The sequence below is a fragment of the Parafrankia sp. EUN1f genome (assembly GCF_000177675.1).
Lineage (GTDB): Bacteria > Actinomycetota > Actinomycetes > Frankiales > Frankiaceae > Parafrankia.
In genome coordinates this window covers 1-23,631 of record NZ_ADGX01000131.1, presented here as the reverse complement: position 1 = coordinate 23,631, position 23,631 = coordinate 1, and the positions used below count along the sequence as shown (strand labels likewise).

8 protein-coding genes and 1 pseudogene are annotated in these 23,631 nt (G+C 71.8%); 3 read left to right on the top strand and 6 right to left on the bottom strand.

What is annotated here, in order from left to right; translation table 11 throughout:
• Positions 1 to 408 precede the first annotated feature (408 nt).
• Positions 409 to 1,974: pseudogene (locus FREUN1FDRAFT_RS29080) on the bottom strand (terpene synthase); the annotation flags it as partial.
• A gap of 112 nt (positions 1,975 to 2,086) precedes the next feature.
• Entirely contained in the window at positions 2,087 to 3,493 is a 1,407-nt protein-coding gene (locus tag FREUN1FDRAFT_RS29075) for a family 2B encapsulin nanocompartment shell protein (protein WP_035954234.1), read from the bottom strand.
• A 1,039-nt stretch (positions 3,494 to 4,532) separates the two neighbouring features.
• Between FREUN1FDRAFT_RS29075 and FREUN1FDRAFT_RS29070 the strand changes: the two genes are divergently transcribed.
• Both FREUN1FDRAFT_RS29070 and FREUN1FDRAFT_RS29065 read left to right on the top strand, forming a co-directional pair.
• Complete coding sequence (locus FREUN1FDRAFT_RS29070) at positions 4,533 to 5,600, top strand: esterase family protein (RefSeq protein ID WP_006543877.1); 1,068 nt, start codon at positions 4,533 to 4,535, stop codon at positions 5,598 to 5,600.
• Positions 5,601 to 5,736: 136 nt separating this feature from the next.
• Positions 5,737 to 7,539, top strand: coding sequence for a phosphatidylglycerol lysyltransferase domain-containing protein (locus tag FREUN1FDRAFT_RS29065; protein ID WP_050796083.1), 1,803 nt, complete (start codon positions 5,737 to 5,739; stop codon positions 7,537 to 7,539).
• 90 nt (positions 7,540 to 7,629) lie between these two features.
• Here FREUN1FDRAFT_RS29065 and FREUN1FDRAFT_RS46890 read toward each other — a convergent pair whose 3' ends face one another.
• Positions 7,630 to 8,445, bottom strand: coding sequence for an alpha/beta hydrolase (locus tag FREUN1FDRAFT_RS46890; RefSeq protein ID WP_006543875.1), 816 nt, complete (start codon positions 8,443 to 8,445; stop codon positions 7,630 to 7,632).
• Positions 8,446 to 9,300: 855 nt separating this feature from the next.
• Here FREUN1FDRAFT_RS46890 and FREUN1FDRAFT_RS29055 point away from each other — a divergent pair.
• Entirely contained in the window at positions 9,301 to 10,011 is a 711-nt protein-coding gene (locus FREUN1FDRAFT_RS29055) for a hypothetical protein (protein WP_006543874.1), read from the top strand.
• Between the two features lie 128 nt (positions 10,012 to 10,139).
• On the opposite strand, the gene FREUN1FDRAFT_RS29050 is transcribed toward FREUN1FDRAFT_RS29055, so the two are convergent.
• The 3 genes from FREUN1FDRAFT_RS29050 to FREUN1FDRAFT_RS29040 all read right to left on the bottom strand — a co-directional run.
• Positions 10,140 to 10,946: an SAM-dependent methyltransferase gene (locus FREUN1FDRAFT_RS29050; RefSeq protein WP_232295469.1), complete on the bottom strand. Its 807-nt coding sequence runs from the start codon at positions 10,944 to 10,946 to the stop codon at positions 10,140 to 10,142.
• Positions 10,947 to 11,060: 114 nt separating this feature from the next.
• Positions 11,061 to 13,490 (bottom strand): type I polyketide synthase, encoded by a 2,430-nt coding sequence (locus tag FREUN1FDRAFT_RS29045; protein WP_006543872.1) that lies wholly within the window; start codon positions 13,488 to 13,490, stop codon positions 11,061 to 11,063.
• A gap of 40 nt (positions 13,491 to 13,530) precedes the next feature.
• Positions 13,531 to 23,631, bottom strand: a 10,101-nt coding sequence (locus FREUN1FDRAFT_RS29040; protein WP_157475538.1) for a type I polyketide synthase, incomplete at its 5' end; no start/stop codon positions are given.

The following is a 23,631-nucleotide window of genomic DNA, read 5'->3' as shown; positions in this document are numbered from 1 at the left end:
CGCGGTCCGGCTCCGGCGGCGCCTTCGGCTGCTGAAGCTCCCGCGCCACTGATCAGGCCGGCTCACGAACCGATCGGGCCAGACCCATCGGCGATTGATCCGCGACCGTCCCGCTCCACATGCCGAGAACCTGACCTCTGCGCCGGATCTCCCTGTTCAGTCACTGCTGGGGTTCGACGACGAGATCTTTCGCTCAGGTCTCCCGCGGGTAGGCGACGTACGCGAGCAGGTCGACTATCGCGGGAGCAAGTACGCCGGCAATTCACGCCAATAGGGACAACCAGGACAGGGGAGTCGCTTGGCAATCCGCAAAAAGTGAGGATTACGGTTGCCGCCGCAGCCAAAAGCCTCATTTCTTGCTCGGGAGCAGCGGGGGATCACCGGAGGTGATGCCGCCTCCGCGCTCGCCCCGAGCTCCAGAGGGAGGAATTCCTTCAGCCGTTCGGTGCACGCCCGCGCGCCGGCGAGATCCCGGGTTCTTCCGAAGACCACCGGATAGTAGTCGTCCGCGTAGGTTCCCCAGGTGAGCCAGCGCGCGGCCAGGAAAAGCGCATCCCGGTCCGCCGTGGGGTGAATGCAGGCGGCGCAGAGCGGGAAGTCGTAGGAGACGAGCTTGTGCTCGTCCCAGATGCCGGGGACCGGGTCGAGCAGGCCCGTCGCCCGAGACCACCGGACGGTGTCGCGCCGGGCGCTCGCCAGGTGGGGGTTCTCGCCCGTCTCGAAGGGCATGTAGGGAGCCGGAACACGCATGGATCCGACGGCCTGGAAGGGCACGTGACTGAAAGCCCGCAGCCGCTGCGGCGCCGTGGCGAGAATCGATTCCAGCACTCGGGCGGTGGACGTGCCCAGGCCACTCGGGCCGGGCGGCAGCAGGCTCGGCGCGGCCGCGCTGTCGTTCATGTAGCGGCTGGAGCGAAGATGCCATTCGTGGCCGCCGGACTGCCAGTCCTGCAGGCCCTTGACGTAGGCGAGAACGGCGGCGCGGGCAGGCAGATCAGCACCGTTCTCGTCCAGCAGCGGCGGGACCTCGACGACCGCGGTGTGCTCGAACTGGTGCAGCCGGGACGTGAGCAGGTCGTTCACGAGCTCGGCCGCGCTCTGGGTGTCGCAGCCGAGGAACCGCTCGAGCACCAGCACCCCGTTGCTCAGCTCGCCTTCGAGCTCGACCTCGCGTTGGTAGGAGAACAGGTCGTTACGCAGGTGGATGGCGTCGGCGAAGGTGTCGAGCAGCACGTGCATCGGACGCCGGTCCGCGACGGACGCCGGAACCTCGGCATCGGCGGCATGCTCGACGAGGTTCGCCGACCAGGGCGCTCCCCCGACCTTGCGCCGCATCTCGATGTACTCGATCGGGTTCGACACCCTGTTGTCGTTGATGTTGGCGAGTTCCCACAGGGATTCGTCCAGCAGGTTGCGGGTGTTCGCCACGAACCGCTGCCGCCACGCCGCGGTGCGGTCGGGAACGGTACGCGACCACAGGTCGACCAGGCCGCGTTCGACCGGGTTCGCCGGCGCCGACGCGTTGCCGGCAGAGCCTTCGGCGGCCTTGTCGACTGCATTGTCGACTGTCTTGTCCGCAGTCTTGTCCGCCGCGTTTCCGGTGGCCCGTTCGGCAGCACCGTCGACCGGCATGAAGGCATGCAGCCGGGCCAGGTATTCCCGGGCGCCGGCCATGTCGCCGGTTCGCTTGAAAAGCTCGAGGAAATGGTCATCGAAGTAGAACACCCACACGTACCAGTCCGTGATGAGCGCCAGCCGCTCGGCGGTGGCGTCGGGATGGGTGTACGCGCACAACAGGGCGTAGTCGTGCGCCTCGAAGTCACGCTGCGTCCAGATCGCGGGCTCTCCGTCGGCCGGGTCGATCATTCCCATCTCTCCGGCCCAGAGCAGACTGTGCGCGCGGGCGGCCTCCAGGTTCGGGTTGAGCCGCGCCGGATACGGTACGTAGAACCGGGGTAGCGTGAACGGCTGCATAACGCGCTGCACACCTTCCTCTCTGCTCGGATCACCGACGAGAAACATCCCGGGAAAACCGCGCCGCCGCGCCAGGATCTCCGTCGCGGCGGCGCCGGTCGACGGTTCGCGGCTAGTGCCGCCCGATCTCCACGTTCTCCAGGATGCCGAGGGCATCGGGCACCAGAACGGCGGCGGAGTAGTAGGTCGTCACCAGATAGGAGATGATTGCTTTCTCGCTGATCCCCATGAACCGGACGGAAAGCCCCGGCTCCAGCTCGTCGGGGAGACCGACGTGGTGCAGCCCGATGACACCCTGGCTCTCCTCGCCGGTGCGCAGCGCGAGGATCGACGTCTTCCCGGCCCCGCTGACCGGGATCTTGTTCACCGGCAGCAGGGGAACACCACGCCAGGCCGGCACATGCTGGTCATGGAACAGCACCGTCGCCGGGTAGATGCCGCGCGCCGTGCACTCCCGGCCGAACGCGGCGATGGCGCGCGGATGGGCGAGCAGAACATGCGTGCTCCGCCGGCGGCTCAGCAGTTCGTCGAGGTCGTCCGGGGTCGGCGGCCCCGTCCGGGTGTGGATGCGCTGGCGCAGGTCCGCGTTGTGCAGCAGGCCGAAGTCGGCGTTGTTCACCAGCTCCTGCTCCTGGCGCTCACGCAACGCCTCGACGGTGAGCCGCAACTGCTGCTCGAGCTGGTTCATCGGCTCGTTGTAGAGGTCGACGACCCGGCTGTGCACCCGCAGGACGGTCTGGGCGACGCTCAGCTCGTACTCGCGGGGCGCCAGCTCGTAGTCGACGAACGTGCCGGGCAGCACCGGCTCGCCGACGTGGCCGGCCGAGATCGTGATCTCGGCCTCGCCGTACCGGTTCTGCACGGGCACGACACGGGCGCGGTAGTCCTCCACCCAGCTCCGCAGCGTGTCGGAGGCGTCCAGAAGCTGCTGGTACCGCTCGCGGGGCAGGACGAGCACCGTCGTACCGGTGAGGGCACGGGCCGTGTAGCCCCAGGTCGCGTCCGCCTCGATCAGGACCTCGTCACCGAAGTACTCGCCGCTGCTGAGGATTCCCAGTGACCGCTCGTCGTCGTAGGCTCCGGGCCCGAACCTGCCGACCTTCCCGTGCGCGATGAGGAAGACGGCGTCCGCGGCGTCTCCACTGGTGACAAGGACGTCGCCCGCGGAGTACTCCCTCTGGACGAAGCCGTCGGCGAGCGCGGCGAGTTCGTCGCCCTCGAAACCCCGCAGCGGGGGGAGCTCGGTGAGCTCCGCGGGGACGACCTGGATCTGCGAGCCGGTGCTGGTGAAGGTGAGCAGGCCGTCGCCGGCGATGTAGGTGAGGCGCCGGTTCACCCGGTACACGCCACCGGCCGTGTGCACCCAGGGCAGGATCCGCAGCAGCCAGCGGGAGGAGATCTCCTGCATCTGCGGGACGGACTTGGTCGTGGTCGCGAGATTTCGCGCCGCGGCGGAGCCAAGACTCAACGGCTGTTCGGAAAGGTCGACATCAGCGGATACGCTGACCGGCTCGGTCATGGCGTGCATCACCCCTCTGTGGACTGCGGAAGACCACCGTGGACTGCGGAAGACCACCCTGGACGGGCGGTGGATCGGCGAACAGGCGACCAGAGGACCGCAAGCCGGACAGACGGGTGCCAGCGGAGCAATATTCCTTGCAGCTTTCTGCGGATCACCGCAGATGTTCCCCCGTCGTACAGCTCGATGGCGGATACCACCGATCGAGTTCAAGGCGCGCCGTCGGACGCAGTGCGAGCTTCCCGTATCCCGGCGATCCGGTACACGGGAAGCTCCGACAATTAGTCAGAAAGTGGCCCGCGACCATGGTCCTTCCTAGCCCTGTCCTTTTCCTGCTACGAACACAGACCGTGAGGATTGTCCGCCACCCGACCAAACCGGAGACCACAGCGAACCTGCTAGCGGCAAGCACTAGTCTGACTAATTTTTCCGCGCCCTCACGGCGACTTCTCCGACTTCCTTCATCCCGTCGACCGGACCACCCTGCTCGGAGCGTCGGTCACCACACATCGACGCGGCGCGCCGGGCGGTTCGACATCACCCCGGCCCAGCGTCCACCATCGCCATCCCATCCGGCGTCACGCCGCAATTTTCCCTCCGCAAGCGTACCGTCAGTAGCGGATCAAGGTCGGACACTAGTGCAGAATGACGATTCGCCTATCGAATCATGACCTGTTGTGCCCATCGTGAGCGGGCCGGACGTCCTGGCGCCGTCGGGACGTTGTCCCTCGACAGCACGTCAGGATGCGGGATCGGCGCTGTTTCCAGGCCGGCACGGACCGTTCCTCACAGCACCCACAGTGATGACCCGACGCCGACCACAGGCGCGCCGTCGGTGGCGCCCGTGCCTACAGCGACCGGGTGCTGCCCGCCACGGTCAACCTCGAGACGGCCACCCTGGACGACTACCGGATCCGCTACGGCGACGGATCGGAACCGCACGCCACCGTGGGCCATAGTGGTGCGTGGGCCATAGTGGTGGCAGAGCGCGGGTCGCACATGCCGGAGACCACGCGCCGGAGTGGGACGGGCTCGTGCAGTGGGCTCTGTGGTCATCATCAGCGGGTGGTTCCTGTCGGCCCTGGTGGCGCTGACGGTGATCTGCTGGGCCGTCTACGCCCTGCTCGCGGTGCGCCGGCGCGGGCGGGCCGGTCCGATCGCGGTCGGGTTCCTCGCGTTCCTGCTCACGGTGGCGACGGCCGGAGACCTCGTCAACGCGCACTACGGCTACCTGCCGCGCCTCGACGACGTCCTCGGGGTGAAGTCCTGGCCGACGGCGTCGGCGGGCGAGGCCCTGGCCCCGGGATCGGGGCGGCGCTATCCCGACGGGGTTGTCATCGAGTTGCCGATCACCGGCACGCACAGCGGCTTCGGCACCCGCGACGCCATGATCTACCTGCCGCCGCAGTACTTCACCGAGCCCCGGACCCGCTTCCCCGTCGTCTACCTCCTGCACGGATCCCCGGGGGTGCCCATCGACTGGTTCCGCGGCGGCGAGGCAGCGCAGATCGGCGCGGATGCGGCAGCGGGCCGTTCCCCTGGGCATGGGCCCCAGCCCGCGATTCTCGTCGCGCCGCGGGTGAGCCGCGGCTGGCTGGACGACAGCGAATGCGTCGACGGGGCCACGGAACACATCGAGACGTACGTGATCCAGGATGTGATCCCCACGATCGACGCCCGGCTGCGGTCGATCCCGGCCCGGACGGACCGGGTCCTGGCCGGCATGTCGGCGGGCGGGTTCTGCGCGCTGAACCTCGGCCTGCGTCATCGCGACCTCGTCGCGACCATCATCGATCTGTCCGGCCTGACCAGACCCACCTACGACGCGGGAATGGCGAAGCTCTTCGGCCCTCGTCCGGATCTCGCGCAGGTCGTCGCCGCGAACACACCCGCGCGCTACGCCTCGACGCTGCCGCCGAACCCGCCGATGCGGGTCTGGCTCGACTGCGGCCGCGATGATCACGAGCCGCTGGACGACATCCGGGAGATGGCGCGTGTCCTCTCCAGGCGCCGGGGCTTCACCGTCACGCCGCGGTTGCGACCGGGCGGGCACGACTTCGGCGTGTGGCGGCCGGCACTGCGCGAAGCCCTGCGCTGGGCGGTGTGACAGCCCTCGTGCCGCAGGCAACGCGACGGCCTCCATACTCGGGAGATCATGTCGGGCTGGCATGTCCGTGAAGCAGGGAGAGCTGTTGCCGAAGTGCCATGGGTCCGGTCAGGCGGCCCGGGAGAAGCGGCGGTGGATCCCGCGTGTCGCCGCGCTGCTGACACTCGCCATCGGTCTGCTGGACATGGCCTCGGCCGTGACCCCGGGGTGGCGCTCGCGCCTCGATGACCTGCGGGCACTGCTGCCCATGGCGGTGTCACGGCAGGCGTCCGCGTTCACCGTCGTCGTCGGGATGCTGCTGGTGCTGCTCTCCGCGGGGCTGCGCCGGCGCAAACGGCGGGCCTGGCGGGCCACTGTTGTCCTGCTGGCCGTCAGCGTCGTCCTGCACGTGCTCAAGGGCCTGGACTATGAGGAGGCCACAGGGTCGGCCGCGTTGCTGGCGGCCCTCGTGGTGACCCGCCGGGAGTTCCGTGCCAAGGGTGACCCGACGACGCGCTGGCGCGCGATCGGCGTCGGGTCGTTCCTCGCTGTGGTCTCCATCGTGGTCGGCCTGGTCCTGCTGCGGCTGCGCCACGATCGGATCGTCGGCCCGCATCCGCTGTCAGCCCAGCTGGAACAGGTCGTGCTGGGGATGGTCGGAATCCAGGGGCCGCTGACGTTCGTCTCGGACCGTTTCGCCGATCTCGTCTTCCGGATCCTGCTGACCATGGGGGTACTGACCATCGTCAGCACCGGCTACCTCGCGCTGCGGCCGCCCGAGCCCCGTCCGATGCTGACCGAGGAGGACGAGGCCCGGGTGCGTGCCCTGCTGGCCCGGCGCGGCGCGGACGACTCGCTGGGCTACTTCGTCCTCCGCTCGGACAAGTCCGTCGTCTGGTCGCCGAGCGGCAAGGCCTGCGTGGCCTACCGCGTGGTCTCGGGTGTGATGCTCGCCAGCGGTGACCCACTCGGTGACCGGGAGGCCTGGCCCGGGGCTCTCACCGAGTTCCTTCGTGAGGCTGCCGATCACGCCTGGGTACCCGCGGTCATCGGATGCTCTGAGGCAGGCGGCCTGGCCTGGACCCGCGCCGGCCTGTCGGTGTTGGAGATCGGGGACGAGGCCATCCTCGACACCGCGACCTTCAGTCTGGAGGGCCGGTCGATGCGCAACGTCCGCCAGGCCGTCGCCCGCGTCGAACGCGCCGGCTACACGGCGGTCGTCCAACGGGTCAACGAGCTGACCCCGCAGGATCTGGTGTTGTTGCGCAGCCAGGTGGCCCGCTGGCGCGGCAGCGAGACCGAACGCGGCTTCTCCATGGCGCTGGGCCGCATCGGTGATCCCGCCGACGGCAACTGCGTCGTCGTCACGGCCTACTCGGCCGGGGCACCACCAGCCGACCAGGCACCACCAGCCGACCCGGAGACGCTCGGCACCGCGGCGCCGGAAGACGCCGCCCTGCCGCCGGAGGAGGCGAAGCCGGACGAGACCGCCGAGCCCAGGCCGCGCGCGGTGCTCCACTTCGTTCCCTGGGGGCGCGACGGGCTGTCCCTGGACGTCATGACGCGCGACCGCACCGCCGACAACGGCGTCAACGAGTTCCTCATCGTCCAGGCCGTGCGCCAGGCCCAGCAGCTGGGTGTACGGCGGATCTCGCTGAACTTCGCGGTCTTCCGATCCGCGATCGAACGCGGCGAACGCCTCGGCGCCGGACCGATGATCCGTTGGTGGCGCGGGCTGCTGATCTTCCTTTCCCGCTGGTTCCAGATCGACAGCCTCTACCGGTTCAACGCCAAGTTCCAGCCGAGCTGGTCGCCGCGCTACGTCTGCTATCCCACCACCACCGACCTGCCCCGGATCGCCCTGGCCATGCTCGAGGCCGAGGCCTTCCTGGTCTGGCCACGCTGGCAGGAACACCTTCCCCTTCTCCGTCGCCACCGCAGCAGGCGCTGCGAGGGATAGGGACCGGTCAGCGGTGCGAGTGCGCGGACGCCTCCCCCGTGACTGTTCCAGGGCCGGCCGTGATCTCCTCGGGTCTCAGGAACCGTCTGTTCACCGCATGGTGACACCGATCTGCCGTGGGACGCCGGGGACCCATGTCACCGCATCGGCAACCCGCGCGATGCCGGCGTCGGAACGGGACGCAGCGCCGGCGCCGACACCCGCGCCGACGCCGACGCGCGAACCCGAGCCGGCACCGGGACGATCCGCCGGAATGCCGCCCCGAGACCCCGGGTTGTTGCCCTGAAGCAACGATTCGACGAACAGCACGGTGAGCGCCGCGGCCAGCCGCGCACCAGGCCCGGACAGGACCCGGTGGCCACCCGGTACCGACTCCAGCCGGGCGGTCCGCACCGTCCGGGTGATGATCCGCGCGAGGTGGTGCGGGCTGACCTCGTCGTGGCGGCCGTGGATGAGCAGGGTGGGAAGATCGGGAAGCGCTCGCGGCGGCAGGCCCTCGGGCATCTCGCCCGCGAATGCCCGGTGCAGCAGTGGCAGGCCGAGCAGGACGAGCGCGTCCGGCCGCAGCGCCGGTGAACCGGCCAGTTCCAGCGCGCGCAACGCTCCGGTGTCGGATCCGAACAGGACGAACGGGGCCCCGGGCCGCCGGGCCTCGGCAAGCGCGACGTCGGCGTGTTCGGCCGACCCCAGGAACGTCACGTCGTAGCCGTCGACAGCCAACCGCAGCGCGACCCGTTCGAAGTGGGCGACGTCCTCGCCGCGGCCGGGCATGAGCACGATCGACGCACGGGGCGGGCTGTTCCCGTCCATCGCGGGCCAGAAGCGGGTCGCGGCGCGGCCAAGATATCCGCGACGATGGCGGTTGGAACGCGCCGGGGTCTGTCGGCTGTCAGTGACGGAGGACATCTGCTGCTCCTGGAAACGGGGACAGCGGCGCCGAACACGCCGTTTGTCCCGGACGGGAGGGACGGGTCCGGTTTCTTCGCCAATGAGCTCGGAAACCGGTGTGAGAACCGTTGGAAAACCGGCAACGGAAACGTCGACACAACAGTGCCGTAGAACTGTACGGGAAACCGTTCAGGATGTCGGCGACTGCACCGGACCCGCGCGTCGTCCACCGGATGGAAAGCACCCCGGCCGAGGCCGGACGCCCGGTGGGAGAAACTGTCAAGCGGGTACGGAACACACCATGATCAGGCTACGGCGAGCAACGGGGTGAGCCGGCCGACAGCTGGCAACCTCAGTACGCGGATGACCGTCAACAGGCCGCGGAGGAAACCAGCAGAAAGTCGATGTGGCAGCGGGTCACGAGGCGCGTCGCACGCAAAACCCTGGTTGTTGGCGAACCCAGTGTTGGCGAACCCAGCCGCGACATACGACGACTCTGCGCCGCCGCGGCCCGGATGTCAACAGTTTCGCGGTAGGCCGCTGTAATTCTGACACCGCCCCACCGACGCAATGCCCGGAAAGTGGGCCGTCATCGGCTTCCGAACTAGGCCGGGCGGGCAGCCGGGGCAGGAGGCCGGACACGCGGCTGGACCGGTGAGCGCGACGACGAGCTCACACTCCCGCCCCTGCTCCGCGGACGCACATGGCGCGACGCACGCGGGCTGGCGCTCCACCCCAGGGCGCGTCGGCGGCCCACCGCCGATCCGGGGCCGAGCCCCTGAGCTCGGCGGTTCCGGCGTCCACGGGTGGCCGGCCAGCAGCCGCGCCGGCCATTCCCCACGCCGCTCCCCACATTGGCCGACTCACCACATAATGGATGGGGTGGACGAACTTGAGGCCGCCTGGCGTGAACTGCGGACAACCTCGAAGCCCGGTGTCAGCCTGCCGCATCTCGCCGCGGACGCATTGGCGAGCGGTTTCGACAGCCCGAGCTTGCGAGAGCTTGCCGGGCTCGGTTTCCGAGACGAGCTCGAGGCGCGCCGTCTGCTGCCGGTGGTGTTGCAGGAACTGGGCCGCGATCCAGATCTTGCAGTGGATCCGACGGACCCCCGGAGCCAGGTTGTGCCCTGGGCCGTGGTGCGTACGCAACTCGCACCCGATCTCGTCCACCGCGCCGAGCAGGCGCTGGCGGTGGTGCGGCGAGATCTGGCACCGATCGCGGGCCGGGTCGGCCGGCTGACGCTCTTCTGGTCGGGCCGATCCGACGACGACGGCGATCCGATTCTTGAGGTCGGCTTCGACGACGAGCCGTTCCTGGGCTCGTGGTGCGGAGACCCACAGGAGTTCTCGAGCGGAGTGGACCTGCCCCACCTGGTCCAGTTGATCGCAGCGAGCACGCAGGAATGCATTATGGAAACGTTCCAGTCCTACTGGCCCACGTGTTCGCTTCATCGACGCGGCCTGCATCTGCCCGACTGGGATTCGGGGCTGGGCGATTCGGGATGGCCGGCCTGGCACTGCCGGGCCGCACCCGGGCACGACGTCGCCCTTGTCGGAGGACTGACCGAGGCGCCGCTGTACTGACTGGCTGACTGGCTGCCGTGCTGACTGGTGAGAAACGGGCACGCACCGAGTTCGCGGCGCGGGTTGTCGTCGTGTCGAGCTCCGGGTTCAGGGGAGCTCGCGCACGGCCGATCCGAACCGCGAGCGGGCTACGGCTTGCGACCGACCCCGCCGTAGATGTGGAGCGGCGCCGGCTCCGACCCGGGCGCGGGCCGCCAGAAGGGCGTCGAGACCACGCCCGGCTCGACGATCTCGAGCCCGTCGAAGAAGGACGTGACCTGCTCCGGGGTGCGCAGGTTGTAGGGGTGACCGTCAGCCTGGGTGATCTCGATCGCCTTGTCGACGTCCTCGCCGTGGGTGCCGTCGTTGAGCGCCAGATAGCTCCCCGACGGCACCGCGCCGAGCAGGTGCTTCACGATTGCCCGTGCCTCATCGGTGTCGGCGACGTTCCCCATGATGCCGAACATGACGAGCGCGACCGGCTCGGTGAAGTCCAGGAGCTCGGCCGCCCCGGTGAGAATTCCGGCGGGGTCACGGACATCGGAGTCGACATAGGCGGTGGCGCCGCCGGGTGCGCTGGTCAGCAGTGCGCGGGCATGCACCAGCACCAGCGGATCGTTGTCGACATAGACGACGCGGGACTCCGGGGCGATTCGCTGTGCGACCTCATGGGTGTTGTCCGCGGTCGGCAGGCCGGTGCCGATGTCCAGGAACTGGCGAATACCGACCTCGTCGGCGAGGAAGGTGACCGCGCGGACAAGGAACTCCCGCTGCGCGCGAGCGACCCGAACGATGTCCGGGTAGACCTCGTAAACCTTGTCGCCCAACTCCCGGTCGGCGGGAAAATTGTCCTTGCCTCCGAGCCAGTAGTTCCAGACCCGCGCGGAGTGCGGCACACCCGTGTCCACCCGGGACCATGCGCTCTGCGCCAACTCGTCAGCACCCATGTTGACCATCATGCACACCCTGGTGCATCCCGCAGCAGGATGGTCACGATCGGAGACTCCGACCCGGCATCCGTTGGGCGCGAGTCGTTGTCTTCCGCCGGCAACCCGTCGGGTCGTGTGTGCTCAGTTCTTCCGCGCCGCACTGGCCTCCAGCCAGAAACGTCTGCGCTGGAAGGCGTAGGTGGGCAGGTCCACCCTGCGGGCGCCGGTTCCGGTGAGGAATGCCTGCCAGTTCACCGTGACGCCGCGCATATGCAGCGCGGTCAGCAGGTCCGTGACGCCCCGGACCGCTGTGCGGCCAGCGGGCAGCAACGTCAGGTCAGCCGCGCCGTCCGGCCTGCCGCCGTCTGCCGCGGACGTCCCGATGACCACCGCCGTGGCGGTGGAGGGAACGCGGCGGTCGTCAGGGGAGGCCGGGACCGACGACGGATGCGTCGCGATCAGAGTGCGTACGTCGTCGACGGTCAGAGTGCCGTTCACATATGCGGCAGCCAGTTCGCCCGTACCGAGGCCGAGAACCATGTCCGCGCGCACTCCGCAGGATTCCAGCAAGCGGCACAGCGCGACCTGCGAGGCGAAACCCGCCCAGGCGGCCGGGGCGGTGTTCCCGTCCGCGCCTTCGAGCCCCGGTTCGTCGAGCGCCGTGCCGATGGCCCGCAGTGCGGCCGCGAAGGCGACGAAGCGCTGCGCCAGCGCGCTGTCATGGCCCGGAAGCCTGCCGGGCCGGTCGGGGAAGACGAAGGCGAGAGGAACGCCGGAACCCGCGAAGCCGGATGTGGTGCCGACCGGAGCGGCCCGGTCGGCGTGCCCCGCGCTGACAACGCCTCGCGTCACGGTCGCCGGCTCCACCGAGCCGACGGCGGGCGAACCGACGGCGGGCGAAGCGTCGGCCGAACCGTCGGCGGGTGCGACCTCCTTCTCGGCGGTGTGGGTTCCCGCGGCGACGGCGGCGAGTCCCCGCCTGAGCTGGGCGAGGTCGGCGGCGACGAGCACCGCCCTGTGCTCGAAGGCGGAGCGGCCGGTCGCCAACGTGTACGCGACATCGGCCGGTGCGAGGTCGGGGTGTTCGGTCAGGTGCGCGAGCAGTCGCTCGGCCTGACCGCGCAGGCCGGCCGCGGATCGCGCCGAGAGCAGCCAGGGAACGACGTCGAGGCCCTCGGCCCCGCCTTCGCCCGCGCGGCGGGCTGTGGGTTCCTCGGTCTCCCGCGGAACCTGTTCGAGGATGGCGTGGGCCAGGGTGCCGTTGGCTCCGAAGGAGGAGACACCGATTCGCCTGGGGCGGCCTTCGGTGGCCGGCCAGGGGACGGATTCCCGCAGCAGCGCCACGCCGCCGCGTGCCCAGTCGGCGTGCGGGGTCGGCGCGTCCACGTGCAGGGTGCGCGGGAGAACCCCGTGCCGCATCGCCATCACAGCCTTGATGACGGCACCGGCACCGCCGGCGGCCTGGGTGTGCCCGAGATTCGACTTCAGCGATCCGAGCCACAGCGGCCGGCCGGTGGGCCGGCCGCTGCCGTAGGTGGCGAACAGCGCGGCGAGCTCGATCGGGTCGCCGACCGGGGTGCCGGTGCCGTGGCCCTCGACCGCGTCGACGTCGCCCGGTTCGAGGCGGGCGTCCGCGAGCGCGCGGGTGATCAGCCGTTCCTGGGACGCCGCGCTGGGCGCGGTGAAGCCGTTGGTGGCACCGCTCTGGTCGACCGCGCTGCCCCGCACCACCGCGAGCACCGTGTGACCGTTGCGCCGGGCGTCGCTGAGGCGTTCCACCAGCAGGACGCCGACGCCTTCGGAGATGCCGGTGCCGTCGGCGGCGGCGGCGAACGACTTGCAGCGGCTGTCCGCGGCCAGGCCCTGTCCCGTCCTGGTGGTCTCCTCCCACAGCTCGGTGGTGGCGAGCACGGACACCCCGCCGACCAGCGCCAGGGAGCATTCACCGCGCCGCAGGGCCTGGCTGGCCAGGTGCAGGCCGACGAGCGACGAGGCGCAGGCGGCGTCCAGGGTGACGCACGGTCCTTCGAGGCCGAGGGTGTAGGCGACCCGGCCGGACGCGATGCTGCCGGCGCTGCCGAAGTAGGTGTAGCCGTCGATTCCCGGAGGGGGCGGGCGCAGCCGGTAACCGTAGTCGTGAAAGATCACGCCGAAGAACACACCGGTACTGCTGCCGCGAGCGGTGAGCGGGTCGATGCCCGCGTGCTCGAACGCCTCCCACGAGGTCTCCAGCAGCAGGCGCTGCTGCGGGTCGGTCGCCAGCGCCTCGTTCTCCGTCAGGCCGAAGAACTCCGGGTCGAAGTCGGCCGCGTCGTGCAGGAACCCGCCACCGAAGCACGGAAGGTCGGACGTGTCCCACCCGCGGTTCGACGGGAACGGGGAGATCGCGTCGCCGCCGGCGGCGACGAACCGCCACAGCTCGTCCGGGGAACGCAGACCGCCCGGGAAGCGGCAGGCCATCCCGATCACGGCGATGGGTTCGGTCGTCGCGGCGAGCTGCCGACGCAGGCGCTCGTTCTCCTTCATCGTCGCCCGCAGCGCCTCGACGAGTCTGTCGGCGGTGTTGGTCACCCTTGCCTCCGGCGGTCGGTGTCGCGCACAGGTCGGTCGATCAGGAGTCGTCGCCGAGCGCCAGCCGGATCAGGGCCTCGGCGTCCATCTCGTCGAACGCGGAGTCGGTGTGCTCGTCCGGTTCCCAGCCGTGAGCGGCCATCACGACCGGCGGTTCCGCCGCCACGTCGCCGGGCCCTGAGCTGGGCGCGGCGCGAGACGCGGTGTCGTCGCGTCCGGTGGCTGGATCGGGGGCACACAGCTGGTCCCGCAGGTGGCCGGCAATCGCGGCGGGCGTCGGGAAGTCGAAGACAAGCGTCGGCCTCAGCCGCACCCCGGTCGCGGCCGCCAGCCGGTTGCGGAACTGCAGTGACGCCAGTGAGTCGAACCCCAGCTCCTTGAACGGCCGGTGTGGGGCCACCTCGTCGGCGGATGCGTGGCCCAGCGCCGCCGCGGCCGTGGCGCACACGGCGTCCAGCAGGAGCCTGTCCCGCTCGGTGGCGCTCAGCCCGGCCAGCCGCTGGGTCAGTGTGCGGGCCGAGACCCCGGTGGCGCGCTCGACCGTCCGCCGGACCGGACGGCGGACAAGGCCACGCAGCAGTGGCGTGACAGCGTCGGCCGGCAGCGAGCGCGGATCCAGCCGCATCGGCAGCAGGACGGGACGATCGTCGGCGAGCGCGGCGTCCAGCAGTGCCATCCCGTCGGCCGCGGAGATCGGGAGCAGTCCGCCCGCGGCCATCCGGCGCGCCAGTGCGGCTGGCTCGAGATGACCGGCCATGGCGCTGCGAGGGGCCCAGTATCCCCAGCCGAGCGCCACCGCGGGCAGCCCGGCGAAGCGGCGGTGACGGGCCAGCGCCTCCAGGAAGGTGTTGGCGGCGGCGTAGTTGCCCTGCCCAGGGCTGCCGAACGTGGCGGCGGACGACGAGAACATCACGAAGGCGTGCAGGTCGTGGCCCTGGGTCAGCTCGTGCAGGTGCAGAGCGGCATCCATCTTCGGGCGCAGCACGCGCTCCAGGCGGTCAGGGGTGAGGGAGCCGAGCACGCCGTCGTCGAGCACACCGGCGGTGTGGACGACCGCGGTCAGCGGATGATCGGCGGAGATCGTGGCCAGCAGGTCGGCCAGCGCGGCCCGGTCCGCGACATCGCAGGCCGCCACCGTGACCCGGGCACCCAGCGCGGCCAGCTCGTCGGCCAGTTCGGTGGCGCCGGGGGCGTGCGGGCCGCCGCGGCTGGCCAGCAACAGGTGCCGGACTCCGTGTGTGGTGACCAGATGCCGCGCGACCAGCCCGCCGAGTGTTCCCGTGCCTCCGGTGATCAGTGTCGTCCCGTCGTGCCTCCACCCGGCAGGCGCCTCCGTCGTCGCCTCGGCACCCATCGACGTCGCCGTCGCCGTCGACCTGGCCGCTGCTCCGGCCGTTGCTCCGGCTGTCGATCTGGCCGTCGACGCGCGGACGAGCCGCTGGCCCAACACGGCACCGGCCCGGATCACGACCCGCGGCTCCGGGCAGCTGACCGCGGACGGCAGAGCTCGGGACGACTCCGGGGCGGCGTCGACATCCACGAGCAGGAAGCGGTCCGGGTTCTCCGACGCGGCGGACGCGATGAGCCCCCAGATCGGGGCGGTGACGAGATCGACACCACCATCGCCGGGCGCGTCCGCGACAGCACCTCTGGTGACGACAACGAACCTGGTGGCGGCGAAACGCTCGTCGGCGAGCCAGTCCCGCGCCAGTGTCAGGATCCATCGCAGGGCCGCGCGCGCCGCCAGCGCGACGTCACCACCGGATTCGGTGGCCTCCGTCGGCCCCGGAGGGCAGGTGACCAGGAGGACGTCGGGAACAGGATGCCCCGCGCCGTCCCCGGCCGCCTCGGCCAGATCGGCGCAGCCGTGGATGTCCACGCCGGCCAGCGCGAGCGCGGTGCGCAGCCCGAACGGATCCGGCCCCACGACCGCCCACCGCCGCGCCGCCGGCGGAGCCGGAGCCGCGACCACCTGGCTCGGCCCGGGCTGGGCCGGGCCGGTCGCGGGTACCCAGTCGACCGCGAACATCGCGTCCGCGAGCTGCCCGGGCCGCGCACGCAGCCGAGTGGGCTCCACCTCCCCGAACACGATCGAGCCGATCGACGCCACCGGCGCGCCGGTATGGTCGGCGATCCGTACGGCGACCGCGTCCGGCCCGGCGCCGACGACGTGGACGCGGACGGTCCACGCCCCGGTCGCGTGCAGGCACACCTCGTGATATCGCGCGGAGGTGACGACCGGTGCGCCGGCGGACGTCGGGACCGAGCCGGGGAGCCCTCCCGACCCGGGAACGGGTCCGGAGGCCTGACCGGCCTCCAGATGGTGCCAGAGACCAAGCTGACCGGCTGCCGCGAGCAGCGCCGGGTGGAGCCCGAACCGGCTCCCGTCGTCGTCCCCGTCCGCGTCGAAGCCACCGTCACGATCACCGTCACGATCACTGTCGACGTCGTGGTCATGGCCATGGCCATGGCCATGGCCATGCCCGTGAGCACCGGCCGCGACGGTGACCTCGGCGAACAGCCCGGTCGGTGCCCGCCAGGCCGAGGTCAGCCGGTGGCCCTCCTTCGGATCTCCGTGGCCCGCGGCACGAAGGTCCGCGTAGAGGCCGTCGACGTCCAGTGGCGAGGCGCCGGCGGGAGGCCAGACGTTCAGGTCGACGGTGGGCGCCGCCGTGTCGGTCAGCACCGCGGTGGTGTCGGTGAGCACCGCGGCCGCGTCGGTCAGCACCGCGGTCGCGTGGGCCGTCCAGGTCGCGTCAGCCGGGGCGCCCTCCGGGCAGGCGTGCACTGCCAGCGGGCGGCGCCCGGCACCGTCCGGCGGGCCGATCCGCGCCTGGATGTGAAGCCCACCGGATTCGGGCAGAACCAGTGGTTCGGTCACGGCAAGCTCGGTCACCGTCGTCGCACCCACCTCGTCACCGGCGCGGATGGCCAGTTCCACCAGGACCGAGTCCGGCGCGACCGGGATCCCGGCCAGGGTGCGCCCGACCAGCCACGGCTGCGTCGCGATGGCGATCCGGCCCGTCAACAGCTGGCCGCCGTCGGCGAGCGGTACCGCCTCGGTGAGCAGCGGATGGTCCAGCGCCTCACCAGCCGCGGTCACACCGCTCGCGCGGCGCGGCGCGGCGGCCCGTGGCCAGAACCGTCGGCGTTGGAAGGCGTAGGTCGGCAGAGCGGCCGGGCGGGCCGGGGTGCCGGCGAACGCCGCCCGCCAGTCGACGTCGACGCCGCGGACATGCAGCTGCGCGAGCGCGTGGAGCAGGCTGTCCGCCCCTCCCCGGCCTCGCTGCAGGGTGCCGATGACGGCGGCGTCACGGCCGGCCTGCTCCACCGTCTCCGCGAGCGCGAACCCGACCACCGGGTGCGGGCTGACCTCGACGAACGTGTCGAAGCCGGCTGCCAGCAGCGCGGTGGTGGCCGCTTCGAGCAGCACCGGTTCGCGGGTGTTGGAGTACCAGTACTCGGCGCCGGGTGCCGCCCCGTCCAGCAGCCCGCCGGTCACCGTCGAGTAGAAGGGGATCCGCGCCCGGCTGCCCGTCACCGGCCGCAGGATCTCCATCAGTTCGGGACGGATGCCGTCCACCTGGGCGCAGTGCGTCGCGACCGACGCCGCCACGCTCCGCGCGCGAACGCCCTCGTCGGTGAGCTCGGCGAGCAGCTCCGTCAGGGCGGCGGTCTCCCCCGCGACGGTGACCTGGCGCGGACCGTTGACACCGCCGATGGCGAGCCGGCCGCCGAAGCGGGCGAGCCGGCCCCGCACATCGGCGGCGGGCAGTGCGACGGAGGCCAACGCTCCGCGGCCACGCAGACGCTCGGCCAGCAGCCGGCTGCGCAGCGCGATGATCCGGGCGGCGTCGGCGAGGGAGAGGATCCCTGCGACGTGCGCCGCGGCGACCTCGCCCTGGCTGGTCCCGACCACCGCGGCCGGGGTAACTCCGTAGGCCTCCCAGGCCGCCGCGAGCGACACCATCATCGACATCAGGGCGGGCTGGATCACCTCGATGTCGTCGAGCCCGGGGGCGTCCTCGGCGCCGCTGACGACCTCCAGCAGGGACCAGCCGAAGTAGGGGGCGAACGCCTCGGCGCAGGCGGTCATCCGCTCGCGGAACGGTGGGCAGGACCTGAGCAGCTCCCGGCCCATGCCGGCCCACTGGGAGCCCTGCCCGGGGAAGACGAACGCGACCCGTGGGTCAGGCCGCGCCAGACCCCGCGCGACCAGCGCACCCGCCGCGTCGTCGGTGAAGGTGACGGAGGTGATGGGGACGTCGGCGACGAGCCCGTCGGCGGACCCCGGCTCGGCGGCGAGCCGCGCGAGCCCGGCACCCAGCCCCGCGTGGTCCGCGCCGACGACGACGGCCCGGTGGTCGAACGTGCCGCGCGTGGTCACCGTGGCCAGGCCGACATCCGGCACGGGCGTGTCGGGATGGTCGGCGAGATGCGCGGCCAGTCGTCGAGCCTGGGCACGCAGAGCCCGCTCGCTGCGCGCCGAGACGAGCAGCGGCACCGGCAGTGGCTCCGTCCGGGGCGCAGAGCCACCGTCGGCGCCGGTCGGGACGTTCGGCCCGCCTGCCGCAGGGTCGCCTGCCACAGGGTCGTCCGACGCAGGGTCGTCCGACGCAGGGTCGTCGGGTGCCTCACGGACGATCACGTGAGCGTTGGTGCCGCTGATCCCGAAGGCGGAGATCCCGGCCCGGCGCGGGCCTCGCCCGTCCGGGCCGGGTCCGTTCCGCGGGTCCGCGCCGGCGGGGCGGTCCGGCCAGGGGATCCGTTCGGTCAGCAGCCGGACGGCGCCCGCGTCCCAGTCGACGTGCGGGGTGGGCTCGGTGGCGTGCAGCGTGCGCGGCAGCTGGCCGTGCCGCATCGCCAGGACCATTTTGATCACTCCGGCGACCCCGGCGGCGGCCTGGGTGTGCCCGATGTTGGACTTCAGCGATCCCAGCCACAGCGGTTGCCGCGCCGGCCGGTCCCGGCCGTAGGTGGCGATGAGCGCCTGGGCCTCGATGGGATCGCCCAGCTTCGTCCCGGTGCCGTGTGCCTCCACCGCGTCGACGTCGGACGCGGACAGCCCGGCGGCGGCTAGGGCCTGGCGGATCACTCGTTGCTGCGCCGGGCCGTTCGGCGCGCTGAGCCCGTTGGACGCGCCGTCGGAGTTGACCGCGCTGCCCTCGACCAGGGCGAGCACCGGATGGCCGTTGCGGCGCGCGTCACCGAGCCGTTCCAGGACCAGGATCCCGACGCCCTCGGACAGCCCCGTTCCGTCGCCACCCGCGCCGAACGCCTGGCAGCGGCCGTCCGGCGACAGCGCGCGCTGCCGGCTGAACTCGACGTACATCAGCGGCGAGGACATCACCACCGCGGCTCCGGCCAGGGCCAGTGAGCACTCCCCCTGCCGCAGCGCCGCGACCGCCTGGTGCAGGGCCACCAGCGAGGACGAACAGGCGGTGTCCACCGTGACGGCCGGCCCCTGCAGTCCGAGAGCGTAGGAGATGCGGCCGGACATCACGCTGGCGGCGTTGCCGATGCCGATGTAGCCCTCCATCGGCTCGGCGGCGGCCATCGCCCGCGGTCCGTAGTCCTGGACGTTGGTGCCGACGAACACGCCCCCGGAGGTTCCGTGCAGGCTGGCCGGGTCGATGCCGGCGCGTTCGAGCGCCTCCCAGGACACCTCGAGCAGCAGGCGCTGCTGGGGGTCCATCGCCAATGCCTCGCGGGGGCCGATACCGAAGAACTCGGCGTCGAACTCCGCGACGTCGGCGAGGAAGCCGCCGTGGCGCACATAGGAGGTGCCGGGGCGCTCGGGGTCCGGGTCGTAGAGGTCCTCGAGGTTCCAGCCCCGGTCGGTCGGGAACTCGGTGATCGCGTCCTGTCCGTCGGCCACCAGTCGCCACAGGTCCTCGGGTGAGCGGACCCCGCCGGGCAGCCGGCAGGCCATGGCGACGATCGCGACCGGTTCGGCCTCGGGTGGAGCGCCGAGGCCCGCGACCGCCCCGGCGGTGGTGGGGCCGGGGACGGTGTTCGCGCCGGTGCTCGTGCCGAGGCTCGCGGCGAGCTCCGTACCGAGGAACTCCGCGAGCGCGGCCGGTGTCGGGTAGTCGAACACCAGCGTGGCCGGCAGCCGCAGGCCGAACACCTCGCCGATCCGGTTTCGCAGGTCGACGGAGGTGAGTGAGTCGAAGCCGAGGTCCCGGAAGGCACGCTGCGCACCCACCGTCGCCGCGTCGGCGTGCCCGAGCACGGCCGCGGCCCGGGCCCGGACCTCGTCGACAAGCGCGCGGTCACGCTCGCCGTCGGGCAGGGCGGCGAGCCGGCGGACCAGCGGCGGCATCTTCTCCGCTGACGTCGTCCCGCCCTCGGCGCGACGATCGGCCAGCTCGCGTGCCTCGGGCAGCGTGTCGAGCAGCGGACGGGGGCCGGCCGAGGTGAAGACAGGGATGAAACGACTCCAGTCGATCTCCGCGACGACCACCTGGGTCTCGTCGTGGTCGAGTGCCTGCCCCATGGCTTCCAGCGCCAGGTCCGGGTCGAGGAAGCCCAGTCCACGCGCCCGCTGCCGCCGTACCGTCGGATCGTCGCCGTCGCCGTAACTGTCGTGGTCGCTGTCGTTGTCGTGGTCGCTGTCGCTGTAGCCACGCGCGACGCCGACGGAATCGGTGGCGGGCACGGTGCCGTCCGCCCGAAGCGGTTGCCACAGGCCCCAGGCGATCGAGGTCGCGGGCAGTCCGCGGGCCCGGCGCCGCTGCGCCAGCGCGTCCAGGTAGGCGTTCGCGGCGGCGTAGGCCGCGTGATCCGCGCTGCCCCACACTCCCGTGACCGAGGAGAACAGCACGAACGCGTCGAGCGTGTCGGTGTCGAACAGCTCGTCGAGGACCTGCGCGGCACCCGCCTTCGTGGCGAGGACAGCGGCGAGCTCGCCGGGAGTGACGTCGTCCAGGGGGCGCAGCCCCAGCAGCGCGGCGGCGTGCACGACCGAGCGGATCGGCTCGTCAGCGGTGCCGTGCGCGCCGACGACCGCGGTCAGCGCGTCGCGATCGGCCGGGTCACAGGTGGCGACGGTCAGTCGTGTCGGCCGCGAGTGCTGCGACCGCCCATGCAGCGAGGCGAGATCGGGATCGTCGGCCCGGTGCGGCCCGGCGAGCACGACATGCTCGGCGCCGTGGTCGAACAGCCAGCTGACCAGATACGGTCCGAGCGGGCCGCCACCGCTCGTGACCAGGACCGTCCCTCGGGGGCGCCACCGGCGGGCGGGAGCGACAGCACCGAGCGGAGCCCGTGACAGCCGGCGGGCGAACACGGCCTGGGCCCGGATCGCGAGCTGGTCCTCGCCGGAGGTTCCCCGCAGGATGTCTCTCAGCCGCCGCCGCGCACCGTCGTCGAGCGACGCGGGAAGGTCGACCAGTCCGCCCCAGCTGACCGGGCGCTCCAGCGCTGCCACCCGGCCCAGGCCCCAGATCTGCGCCTGGCTCGGGTCAGCCACCGGGCCGTCGTCATCGCCGTCGTCGGCTCCGGTGGACATTGCACCGCGGGTGAGGCACCACAACGGCGTGTCGGTCCCCAGGTCGCCCATCGCCTGCATGAGCGCCAGCGTCGCGGCCACCCCGACTCCCAGGCCGGGCAGCTCGGGATGCGCGGCGTCCGTCAGCGCGAGCAGCGAGACCACGCCCCGGACGGCACCGTCACGGCTCGCCCCGGCCGAGCGCAGGCGGCTGGCGAACGCGTCCCGCGAGACGTCCTCGGCGCTGACCGGCACGCTCACCACGTCGGAGGCGACTTCGGCCAGGGCACGTGCCACGCCCGCACACACGGCGGTGACCTCGCCGGACCCCGTCGACGGAACGAGCAACAGCCAGGTACCGGCGGCCTCGCCGCCCGTGGGCAGGCTGATCGGCTGCCAGCCGACGCGGTAGCGCAGGTCATCGAGGGCGGCCCGGCGTCGGTGGCCGCGGCGCCACGCGGACAGCGCCGGCAGGATGTCGTGCAGTGAAGCGGCAGGGCTCAGGTCGAGGGCGCCGGCGAGCGCGGGGGCGTCGGCCTGTTCGACCATGTCCCAGAACGCCGCCTCCGCCCCGTCGCCGCGGTCGGCGGACCGGGTGGGGGCGGTGGCCGACAGCCAGTAGCGCCGGTGCTCGAAGGGGTAGGTGGGCAGGTCGACCAGGCGCCCCCCGGCCACCAGCGGACCCCAGTCCACCGCCACGCCGCGGACCCACAGTTCCGCCGCGCTGGTGGCGAGCCGCCGCGGCCCACCGTCGTCACGCCGCAGTGACCCGACGACGACCGCGTCGTGGACGCCTGCGGCCTCCGCCGTGCCCGCGACCGCCGCGGTGAGCACCGGATGCGGGCTGACCTCCAGGAAGACCCGGCAGCCGTCCGAGACAAGCCCCTCGACGACGTTCCCGAAGCGCACCGTCGACCGCAGGTTCCGGTACCAGTAGTCACCGTCCATCACGGCCGGGTCCAGCGGGCCGCCGGTCACCGTCGACCACACCGGCACCGTGCCCGCGGCGGGCACGAGATCCGCCAGCTCCGCGGCGAGCAGCTCACGGACCCGCTCCACCTGGGCCGTATGGGAGGCGTAGTCCACCGGCAGCCGCCGGGCCCGTACGCCGTCGTGCTCCCAGCGGGCCAGCAGGTCCGCCAGCGCCTCCGGCGGCCCAGCCACCGTGGTCGCCGACGGCCCGTTCACCGCCGCGACCTCCAGACCGCCGGCCTGGGCCGCCAGCAGCGCCTCGACCTCATCGGCCGGCAGGGCCACCGACGCCATACCGCCCGCCCCCGCCAGCACCCGTGCGATCACCCGCGACCGGACCGCCACCACCCGCGCCGCGTCCTCCACCGACAGCACGCCCGCGACGCACGCCGCCGCGATCTCCCCCTGTGAATGCCCCACGACCACATCGGGCCGCACCCCCCACGACTCCCACACCGCCGCCAGACCCACGGCCACCGCCCACGACACCGGCTGCACCACGTCCACCCGCTCGGGCGACGGCGCCCCCGCCATACCCCGCAGCACATCCACCACCGACCAGCCCACCAGCGGCCGCAACGCCAGATCACACTCCGCCACCCGCCGGGCGAACACCGCCGAAGACTCCAGCAGCTCCACACCCATCCCCGCCCACTGCGCCCCCTGCCCCGGGAACACCCACACCACCCGGTCATCACCACCGCGCACGGCCCCGCGGACCAGGTTCGTCACCGGCTCGCCGTCACCGCCGGCAAGGATCCGCAGGGCGTCGCGGTGCCCATCCTCGTCGCCGTCCGCGAGGGCCCGCACCACCACCGCGCGGTGGTCGAGCGCCGCCCGCCCCCGGGCCAGGGACCAGCCGACGTCCAGCGCGGACGGAGCACCGTCACCCTGCGGTGGCGCACCGACGCCGGTGGGGTCGGTGGCCGTGTGGTCGGTGCCCGCCAGGCAGGCCGCCAGCCGCTCGGCCTGGGCCCGAAGAGCCGTCGCCGTCCGCGCCGACAGAACCCAGGGCACGACCCCGAAGCCACCGGCCATGACGGCGCTTTTCACCGAGTCGCCGCCGGAGGTGCCCGCAGCGGTCGGCTCCGAGCCGGAATCCGCGGGGGCAGGGTCCGCGGGGGGCTCTTCGAGGATGACGTGCGCGTTCGTCCCCGACATCCCGAACGACGACACCCCCGCCCGCCGCACCCGACCCACCACCTCAGGCCACGGCACCGCCTCCCGCACCACCTCCACACCACCCACCGACCAATCCACCCGCGACGTCGGCACCCCCACATGCAACGACCCCGCAACCACCCCCCGACGCAACCCCTCCACCACCTTCACAATCCCCGCCACACCCGCCGCCGCCTGCGTATGACCAATATTCGACTTCACCGACCCCACCAACAAAGACCGACCAGAACCCCGCCCCCGCCCATAAACCCCCAACAAAGCACCCAACTCAATCGGATCACCCAACCGCGTCCCCGTCCCATGCCCCTCCACCACATCCACCCCATCCGCAGAAACACCCGCATCCACCAACGCCGCCCGCAACACCCGCTCCTGCGCCACCCCCGACGGCGCCGTCAAACCATTCGAACCACCATCGGAATTCACCGCCGAACCACCCACCACCGCCAACACCCGATGACCCCGCTCCCGCGCCACCGACAACCGCTCCACCAC